The organism is Burkholderia sp. E168m22 (genome assembly GCF_001319805.1).
Taxonomy (GTDB): domain Bacteria; phylum Pseudomonadota; class Gammaproteobacteria; order Burkholderiales; family Burkholderiaceae; genus Burkholderia; species Burkholderia orbicola.
Window position 1 is genome coordinate 1 of record NZ_BBSK01000057.1, and the last position, 7,942, is coordinate 7,942.

Sequence of the window (7,942 nt, forward strand, 5' to 3'; positions counted from 1 at the left end):
CCCGGACGCGATCATGTACGGCGGCATGGACGCCACCGGCGGTCCGTTCGCGAAACAGGCGAAGCAGCTCGGCCTGCGCGCGAAGATCTTCGCGGGCGACGGCGTGTGCACGGAAAAGCTGGCCGACCTGGCCGGCGACGCGACCGACAACATCGTGTGCTCGGAAGCCGGTGCTTCGCTCGAGAAGATGCCGGGCGGCAACGCGTTCAAGGCGAAGTACGAGAAGCGCTTCGGCCAGCCGATCCAGATCTATGCACCGTTCACGTATGACGCCGTGTACATCATCGCCGACGCGATGAAGCGCGCGAACTCGACGGACCCGGACAAGATCCTCGCGGCGATGCCGGCGACGAAGTACACGGGCGTGATCGGCACGACGACCTTCGACTCGAAGGGCGACCTGCAGCACGGCGTGATCTCGCTGTACAACTACAAGAGCGGCAAGAAGTCGCTGCTCGACGAAGTGAAGATGTAACGCGACGCGCGATCGACAAGCGGTCGACAGGAGGGTGAAAGCGCGCATGCGGCAACGCATGCGCGCTTTCTTTTTGGGCCGGCGTGTGCGGCCGCGCCGTCAGATCTTCAGGTGCGCGAGCACCTTCGGCGCGACGAGTGCGACGAGCGCCGCGCACAGCGCGACGACCGACAGGCCGACCGTCAGGTTCGACGCCTGCGCGACCGCGCCGATCGCGACCGGACCGAACAGCAGTCCGAAATACGCGAGCCCGGCCACGTGCGCGAGCCCTTCGGCCGCGTGGATGCCTTTTACGCGCGCCGCGGCCGCGAACAGCACGGGCATCATGTTGGCCAGCCCGAGGCCCATCAGCGTGAAACCGGTCAGCACCGCGGCCGAATACGGCAGCAGCAGCGCGCCGATCATCCCCGCGCAGGCGAGCGACGCGCTCGCGAACACGAGCTGCGGCGCGCCGAAGCGGGCGCGCACGGCGTCGCCCGCGAAGCGCGCGATGGCCATCCCGCCCGAGAACGCCGCATACGCGGCACTCGCGAGCGCGGGGCTCGCCGCGACCACGTCACGCATGTAGACCGTCGCCCAGTCGTACATCGCACCTTCGGCGATCAGCGCGATCAGCGCGATGCCGCCGAGCATCCACAACGCGGGCGAGCGCCAGCGGTTGCCGCCGCCGTGCGCCTGTTCGTGATGCGGCACGTGCGGCAGCACGGCCGGGCTCGCGGCCACGAGCACCGCGGCGCCCACCGCCGCCGCGAGCGCGAGATGCGCGGCCGGCGCCATGCCGGCCGACAGCAGCGCGCCGCCGGCCGCCGCGCCGGCCATCCCGCCGATGCTGAACATCCCGTGCAGCGACGACATGATCGGTTTGCCGAGCGCGATTTCGACCGCGCTGGCCTCGGCATTCATCGCGACGTCGAGCGTCGCCATCGAGAAGCCGAACAGCGCGAGCACCGCGAGCAGCATCCAGTAGTCGGGGACGACGAGGATCAGCGCCGCGCACGCGGACATCACGAGCCCGCCGGCGAGGCACGCGGTGCGCGAGCCGACGCGCGCGATCCAGCGCGCGATGCTCAACATCGCGACGATCGACCCGCCGGCGACGGCGAACAGCGCGATCGACAGCAGCCCGGGGCTCAGCGCGAACTTGTCGCGCACGGTCGGCACGTGCACGCCCCACGACGCGTACATCATGCCGGCGACGAAGAACAGCGCCATCGACGCGGTGCGCGCGCGCTGGCGGGCCGGCAGCGGCAGGACGCGATGCGCGTCGGGCGGCGCGGCGAACGGGGACGACGATTCGGGGGAAGAGGATTGGGACACGGGAAGGCTCGTCAGGAAAATGCACGGGCGCACGCGGCGCCCGTCGGATGGGTCCGATTCTATCGAACCGCTTACGTTCCTGCCGCGCGCTGGCCGTTCGGCCGATGCGCGGCGCGGGGCGCCAGCGGGTAACATCAACGCGCATGCGGCATGCCCGACGCGCCGCCTTTCGACCGCAGGAGTCCGCTTGAACATCGATCCCGCCTTCGCCCTGCATCTGCTGCATCGCTGCGCGCTCGGCACGCTCGCCACCCATACGCGCGAGCCGCAGGGCTTTCCGTATCCGACCGTCGTGCCGTTTGCACCCGATGCAAGCCATCGGCCGGTGATCCTGGTGAGCGGCCTGGCCGAGCACACGCGCAATCTCGTTGCCGATCCGCGCGCGGGTTTCCTCGTCGTCGACGCAAGCGACGGCGATGTCCTGAACGCCGAGCGCGCGACGCTGCTGGGCCGGTTCGTGCCGCTCGGCGACGATCCGCACGTCACCGCGCGCTACCTGCGCTACGAGCCGGACGCCGCGCGCTATCTCGCGCTCGGCGATTTCGCGTTCTGGGCGCTCGAGATCGAGCGGCTGCGCTATATCGGCGGGTTCGGGCGAATGGGCTGGGTCGACGGCACGCAGCTCGATACGCTGCCGCCGCTCGCGTTCGACGACGAACAGGCGCTGTGGCACGCCTACGAGGCGGGCGATGCACACCGCGACGGGCTCGACCTGCTCGGCGTCGATCGCCATGGCGCCGACTGGCGATGCGACGGTCGCCGGGTGCGCACGCCGTTCGAGTCGCCATCGGCCGATACCGGTGCATTGCGCGAGCGGCTGATCGCCAGCGCAAAGGATGTGACGTGACGTCGCGGGTCAGCGATTTGTCCGTTTAGCAAACCGCGTCATGTGGTTTTCGCAAAACTGTCGTCCGATGAAAGCTTTGATTTTTTCGAATGCAGGGTAATTGCGTATGTTGATAGACCTAATAGCCAATCGCTAATGTCCTAATCTCTATGTAGGAGCGTGAAAATTTGAGAAAAGGCCGCGTCCGGTCAAAATGACATGTGCGAATTACAATCGGTCTCGGGATTTTCGTGAATCTCGCTTCTATCAAATCTTTTTTGTGCTAATCTCTGCCTTCGAAAATCCGAGGCACATATATTTCATGGAATGGTGAGCTGGCTGCAGACCGGCGCCATTGGTCAGATAGAAAGGGAAACTATGTCTTCTTACAAGGACCTGCTGGCCCAGCGGGAGAAGCTGGAGAAGCAAATCGAAGAAGCGAAGTCGCGTGAATACGCTGAAGTGCTGAATGACGTGAAGCAGAAAATTGCCGACTACGGCTTTTCGCTCGCCGAACTCGGTCTCAGCCGCGCGAAGGCCGGCAAGGTCGGTCGTCCGCGCGCAGGCGTGGCGGCAAAGTACCGCGATCCGGAAACGGGCGCGACGTGGTCGGGTCGTGGCAAGCCGCCGCGCTGGATCGCAGGCAAGAACCGCGAGCAGTTCGCGATTTAAACGTTCGTTTAGGTTACCTGCTCTTCAAAAGAGCCGCGTGTCCGTCGAGGAGCGCGGCTTTTTTGTTTTCCGGTCACCGGCAGGCTCGTCGGCATCGTCATGAAAATGTAAGCATGTCGTGTGAATGAAAATGCGACACGTTCGTATAAGCGATTGATTTAAATGAGAAATTTTTGGGTATTGGAAGGGCTTGCGCGGCGGCTTTGATAGAATTGCGTACCGCACACCGATATCTCATATTTCATGTCCACGTTTTCCGGCGACGCGCAGAGCGCAGATAAGCACGCAGTTGCGCGCAAGAGCACGCTCGTCAGTATTGTCCTGAATGTCGTGCTTGCGACATTTCAGATTGCCGTCGGCGTGATTGCGCATTCGCAGGCATTGATTGCCGACGGCGTGCATTCGATTTCCGATTTGATCTCGGATTTTGTCGTGCTGGTTGCGAATCGGCATAGCGGCGCATCGCCGGATGCCGACCACAATTACGGCCATAGCCGCTACGAGACGGTCGCGTCGCTGTTTCTCGGCGCGATCCTGATTGCGGTCGGTATCGGCATGCTCTGGCGTGCCGGCGACCGTCTCGTTAATCTCGAAAACATTCCGGCCGTGCATTTTTCCGCGCTGATCGTTGCGCTGACGGTGCTCGTGTCGAAGGAAGCGCTGTTTCGCTACATGCTGCGCGAAGCACGGCGCGTGCGCTCGGCGATGCTGGTCGCCAACGCATGGCATGCGCGTTCGGATGCCGCGTCGTCGCTCGTCGTCGCGATCGGCATCGTCGGCAGCCTGGCCGGCGTGCGATTGCTCGACCCGATCGCGGCGGCCATCGTCGGCTTCATGGTCGCGCGCATGGGCTGGACGTTCGGCTATGACGCGTTGCAGGACCTCTCCGACCGCGCGCTCGATACGGCCGACACGGCCGAGATCCGCGCGCTGCTCGCCGCGACGCCCGGCGTGCGCGACGTACACGACCTGCGCACGCGCAAGATGGGCGATGCCGCGCTCGTCGATGCGCACATCCTCGTCGATCCGAAGATCTCCGTCTCCGAAGGGCATTACATCGCCGAGACCGCGCGGGCGCGTGTGTTGTCCGACCCGCGCGTGCTCGATGCGTTGATCCACGTCGACCCGGAGAACGATGCGGCGCGCCGTCCGGCGCTCGCGTTGCCGCCGCGCGGCGAGCTCGCGGCGCGGCTCGAGGCCGCGCTCGCGCAGCGCGGGCTGCGCGCGGCGGCGATCAACCTGCATTACCTGAGTACGGGGCTCGAGGTCGACGTGACGCTCGACAGCGATCCGCGCGACACCGATGCGGCGCTGGCCGGCCGGCTCGACATCGATACGCTGAAGCGTGAGTTCGGCGCGCGCCGGATCAGCTTCACGCGCACGTTGCCCGCGCGGACGTGACCGGCAGCGCCAGCCGGCAACCGCCGCCGGCAACCGCGAACGCGGCCCGCCGCAGGGGCGGGCCCGCGCGTTACAGCGGCAGTTGCGTGTCGAACTTGATTTCGCGCAGCACGACGCTCGTGCGCACCTGCGACACGGCCGGGATCTTGAAGATGCGTTCGTGCAGGAACACGTCGTAGGCCTTGATGTCCGGCGCGACGATCTTGAGGATGTAATCGGCTTCGCCGGTGGTGCTGTAGCACTCGGTGACTTCCGGACAGGTCGCGATCTCGCGCTCGAACTGCTCGACGCCGCCTTCGTTGTGGCGCGTCAGATGCACGTGCGCGAGCGCGCAGACGTGCAGGCCGAGCTTCTCGCGATCGAGCAGCGCCGTGTAGCGCTGGATCACGCCCGACTGTTCCATGTCCTTGATGCGGCGCCAGCACGGCGTGCTCGACAGCCCGACCTGGTCGGAGATTTCCTGAACGGAACGGCGCGCGTCGAGCTGCAACAGGCGAAGGATTTTTTGCGAAAAGGAATCGAGCGTCACCTGCGCCTCCATGCGGCAGCTACAACACGCTGAATGTTAGAGGGCCGGGAAAGGAAAGGCAATCTGGCGACGCGCCGTTGAGCGAGATTCGCTAATTTGCTCGCGGATCCGTGGGATTTTGTCCCGCCCCCGCGCTTTCCGACCGATCGGTATCCGACACGGCGAGGCCCGCGAGCGCGGCTTGCTGCCGGCGCAGGTCGGCGAGCATGTTGCAGAACAGCGCGCCTTGCTCGATCGCGTCGTCGAGCGCGACGTGCGTGTGCGGATGGTCGTCGAACCAGTGCTTCGGAAAGCGCGGCTTGATCGCCTTGCGGTACGGCAGGCCGGTCATCGCGAACGCGAGCGTCTTGATGTCGAGCGCCGACCACGAGAACGGGCAGCGCCCCGCGAAACGCATCATGTACCAGAACATGAACGTGAAATCGAAGCCGGCCGGCATCGCGACGAACACCGGCTTGCCGGGCAGCGCCTCGACCCATTCGACGTAGGCGACCAGTGCCGCCTCGGGCGCCTGCAGGTCGCGCCGGCAGGCGGCCCAGGCTTCCGGCTCGGTCTTCCACCAGGCTTCCTGCACCGGGTGCGCGTGTGCGCCGGGCAGCGTCTCGAGGTTCACCGAGAACGTCGCGATCAGCTGCTTGTCCTCGGTATAGGCGGCCGACGCGAAGCTCAGCATCGAGTGCGGGCCGGGAATCGGGCCGTCGGCCTCGACGTCGGTGCTGACGTAAATTTCCGGGATGGCGGTCTGGTTCATCCGAATACCTTGTCGGACACGAACGGGTTCGTGCGGCGCTCGTCGCCGAACGTCGACACTGGGCCGTGGCCGGGCACGAACGTGACGTCGTCGCCGAGCGGCCACAGTTTTTCCTTGATCGAACGGACGAGATCCTCGTGATTGCCGCGCGGGAAATCGGTCCGGCCGATCGAGCCCGCGAACAGCACGTCGCCGACGATCGCGACGCGATGTGCGCGGCTGAAGAACACGACGTGGCCGGGCGTGTGGCCCGGGCAGTGATAGACCTCGAGCGTCTCGTCGCCGAACCGCACGGTGTCGCCGTCGTTCAGCCACTGGTCGGGCTCGAAGACGTCGGCGGCCGGAAAGCCGAAGCGCTCGCTCTGCATCGGCAGCTTCTCGATCCAGAAGCGTTCCTCTTCCTGCGGCCCCTCGATCGGCACGCCGTAGCGCGTCGCGAGCGTTTTCGCGCCCGCGCAGTGGTCGATGTGCCCGTGCGTGAGCAGCACCTTCTCGACCTGCACGTTCTGCCGCGCGACTTCCTGTTCGATGCGGTCGAGATCGCCGCCCGGATCGACGACGGCGGCGCGGCCCGTCTTCTCGCAGACGAGCAGCGAGCAGTTCTGCTGGAACGGCGTGACCGGAATGAGCGTGACTTTCATGGGTGCACCGGCGGCTAAAAGGAGCGATTGTACCGGTCGCGCGTACGGGCTGCCGGGCGTGCGATGCATGCGGCGGCGTGCCGATCAGGGCATTCCCGGAGCATGCCGATTGTTACAGTCATAGAGAGAATCAATGGTGCGCCCGGGGTGCTTTTCGAGACAAGGTTTTGATTTATGTATAATGCGCTCCATTGCACGTGAATTTCACGCAATTCGCTGGTGTTTCGGCCCCGTTAAACGAGGCGTTCGATTCACCGTCAAGCATCGGCCGCCGGGGAGTCCGGCGGTGTATCCAGCACCGAACATTCGGTGCTCACGTCTTGTCCGGCCGGGTGCTGCGCGCCCGCCTGCGGCCCTGCTGCCGCGCCGCCGGATGAGGCCTGTGCCGCCGTTCCTGTGCGTTGGTCGTATCGACGCGCGCGAACGTGAAGCCATGTTCGATGGCGGCATGTGGGGTCTGGTCAGGCTGTTGGGGACAGGTTGCGCCAGACGTGAAAGCTAATCAGGACGGTTGCGGCCAGGACGAAGGCCGCGCCCATGCTAGCCGCCTGCTCGCATTCGAGCGGGGCGTGCACGCATTTGCCGTCCGGGCCGCATCTCTGCGTTGTGAAGCAGCGTTGTATCGATGCGGCCCGAACCAGAAGGCGACACGTCGATGAATTTACGTTTTCCGAGCCGATTCGGAACCATTGCATTGTTTTTTGCGCTGACGGGCTGTGCGGTGCCATCCAGCCAGACCACCGGCAGCGTGAACCAGAAGAAGGCCGTCGACAAGACGGCCGCCGCAGCGAAGGCGGACGACGACAAGCAGCCGCTCAGTTTCGATTCCGCGCTGGCATCGATGCCGGCCGCCGACAGCAAGGACGCGAAGAAGTCGTCGCTGGCGGACGCCGAGCCGATCGACGGCAAGGATGTGTCCGAGTTCCGCCAGAGCGGCCGCGCATCGTGGTACGGGCGGGATTTCCACGGCCGCCGCACCGCGAACGGCGAACGCTTCAACATGAACGCGTTCACCGCCGCGCACCGCACGCTGCCGCTGTCGTCGTACATCAAGGTGACGAACGCCTCGACCGGCAAGTGGGTCGTCGTGAAGGTCAACGATCGCGGGCCGTTCAAGCGTGGCCGCGTACTCGACCTGTCGTATGCGGCGGCCAAGGTGATCGGCCTCGTGCACGCCGGCACGGGCCGCGTGAAGATCGAAGGACTGTCGCCGCAGGAAGCGCGCGAGGCCCGCGACGAAATGCTCGCGTCGATCTCGGCGAAATAACCGGCGAAATAATCCGGCGGATCGTCCGCTCATGCGCAAAGGGCTGCCTTCCGGCAGCCCTTT

General features: G+C 65.5%; 9 protein-coding genes. 5 read left to right on the top strand and 4 right to left on the bottom strand.

The genetic code is table 11. The features are described from left to right. Positions 1-475 (top strand): branched-chain amino acid ABC transporter substrate-binding protein (locus AP428_RS14490; RefSeq protein WP_156349321.1); only part of this gene is annotated, 475 nt, incomplete at its 5' end. A 99-nt stretch (positions 476-574) separates the two neighbouring features. Here the strand turns inward: AP428_RS14490 and AP428_RS14495 are convergent. Beyond that, positions 575-1,792 carry an MFS transporter gene (locus tag AP428_RS14495; protein ID WP_054928252.1) on the bottom strand — a complete coding sequence of 406 codons (1,218 nt, stop codon included), beginning with the start codon at positions 1,790-1,792 and terminating at the stop codon, positions 575-577. A 187-nt stretch (positions 1,793-1,979) separates the two neighbouring features. Between AP428_RS14495 and AP428_RS14500 the strand changes: the two genes are divergently transcribed. From AP428_RS14500 to AP428_RS14510, 3 genes are all read left to right on the top strand, one after another. Continuing rightward, positions 1,980-2,639, top strand: a complete 660-nt coding sequence (locus AP428_RS14500) for a HugZ family protein (protein ID WP_054928250.1) — start codon at positions 1,980-1,982, stop codon at positions 2,637-2,639. A 357-nt stretch (positions 2,640-2,996) separates the two neighbouring features. Further along, positions 2,997-3,290 (top strand): H-NS family nucleoid-associated regulatory protein, encoded by a 294-nt coding sequence (locus AP428_RS14505; protein WP_006491875.1) that lies wholly within the window; start codon positions 2,997-2,999, stop codon positions 3,288-3,290. A gap of 243 nt (positions 3,291-3,533) precedes the next feature. After that, positions 3,534-4,691, top strand: a complete 1,158-nt coding sequence (locus tag AP428_RS14510; protein WP_011694093.1) for a cation diffusion facilitator family transporter — start codon at positions 3,534-3,536, stop codon at positions 4,689-4,691. A 70-nt stretch (positions 4,692-4,761) separates the two neighbouring features. On the opposite strand, the gene AP428_RS14515 is transcribed toward AP428_RS14510, so the two are convergent. From AP428_RS14515 to AP428_RS14525, 3 genes are all read right to left on the bottom strand, one after another. Next, positions 4,762-5,232 carry an Lrp/AsnC family transcriptional regulator gene (locus tag AP428_RS14515; RefSeq protein ID WP_006477376.1) on the bottom strand — a complete coding sequence of 157 codons (471 nt, stop codon included), beginning with the start codon at positions 5,230-5,232 and terminating at the stop codon, positions 4,762-4,764. 79 nt (positions 5,233-5,311) lie between these two features. Beyond that, a complete protein-coding gene (locus tag AP428_RS14520; protein ID WP_054928251.1) occupies positions 5,312-5,971 on the bottom strand; it encodes a hypothetical protein in 660 nt (219 codons plus the stop codon). Then, a complete protein-coding gene (locus tag AP428_RS14525; protein ID WP_011694094.1) occupies positions 5,968-6,612 on the bottom strand; it encodes an MBL fold metallo-hydrolase in 645 nt (214 codons plus the stop codon). Before AP428_RS14525 ends, AP428_RS14520 begins: the two co-directional genes overlap by 4 nt. A 655-nt stretch (positions 6,613-7,267) precedes the next feature. On the opposite strand from AP428_RS14525, the gene AP428_RS14530 reads away from it, so the two are divergent. Continuing rightward, positions 7,268-7,879: a septal ring lytic transglycosylase RlpA family protein gene (locus AP428_RS14530; protein ID WP_041489593.1), complete on the top strand. Its 612-nt coding sequence runs from the start codon at positions 7,268-7,270 to the stop codon at positions 7,877-7,879. The last annotated feature ends 63 nt before the right edge of the window (positions 7,880-7,942 follow it).

Excerpts from the sequence above, each read along its gene's own strand:
- AP428_RS14520 (WP_054928251.1), bottom strand. The coding sequence starts at position 5,971 with ATGAACCAGACCGCCATCCCGGAAATTTACGTCAGCACCGACGTCGAG.
- AP428_RS14530 (WP_041489593.1), top strand. The coding sequence starts at position 7,268 with ATGAATTTACGTTTTCCGAGCCGATTCGGAACCATTGCATTGTTTTTT.
- AP428_RS14515 (WP_006477376.1), bottom strand. The coding sequence starts at position 5,232 with ATGGAGGCGCAGGTGACGCTCGATTCCTTTTCGCAAAAAATCCTTCGC.
- AP428_RS14505 (WP_006491875.1), top strand. The coding sequence starts at position 2,997 with ATGTCTTCTTACAAGGACCTGCTGGCCCAGCGGGAGAAGCTGGAGAAG.
- AP428_RS14525 (WP_011694094.1), bottom strand. The coding sequence starts at position 6,612 with ATGAAAGTCACGCTCATTCCGGTCACGCCGTTCCAGCAGAACTGCTCG.
- AP428_RS14510 (WP_011694093.1), top strand. The coding sequence starts at position 3,534 with ATGTCCACGTTTTCCGGCGACGCGCAGAGCGCAGATAAGCACGCAGTT.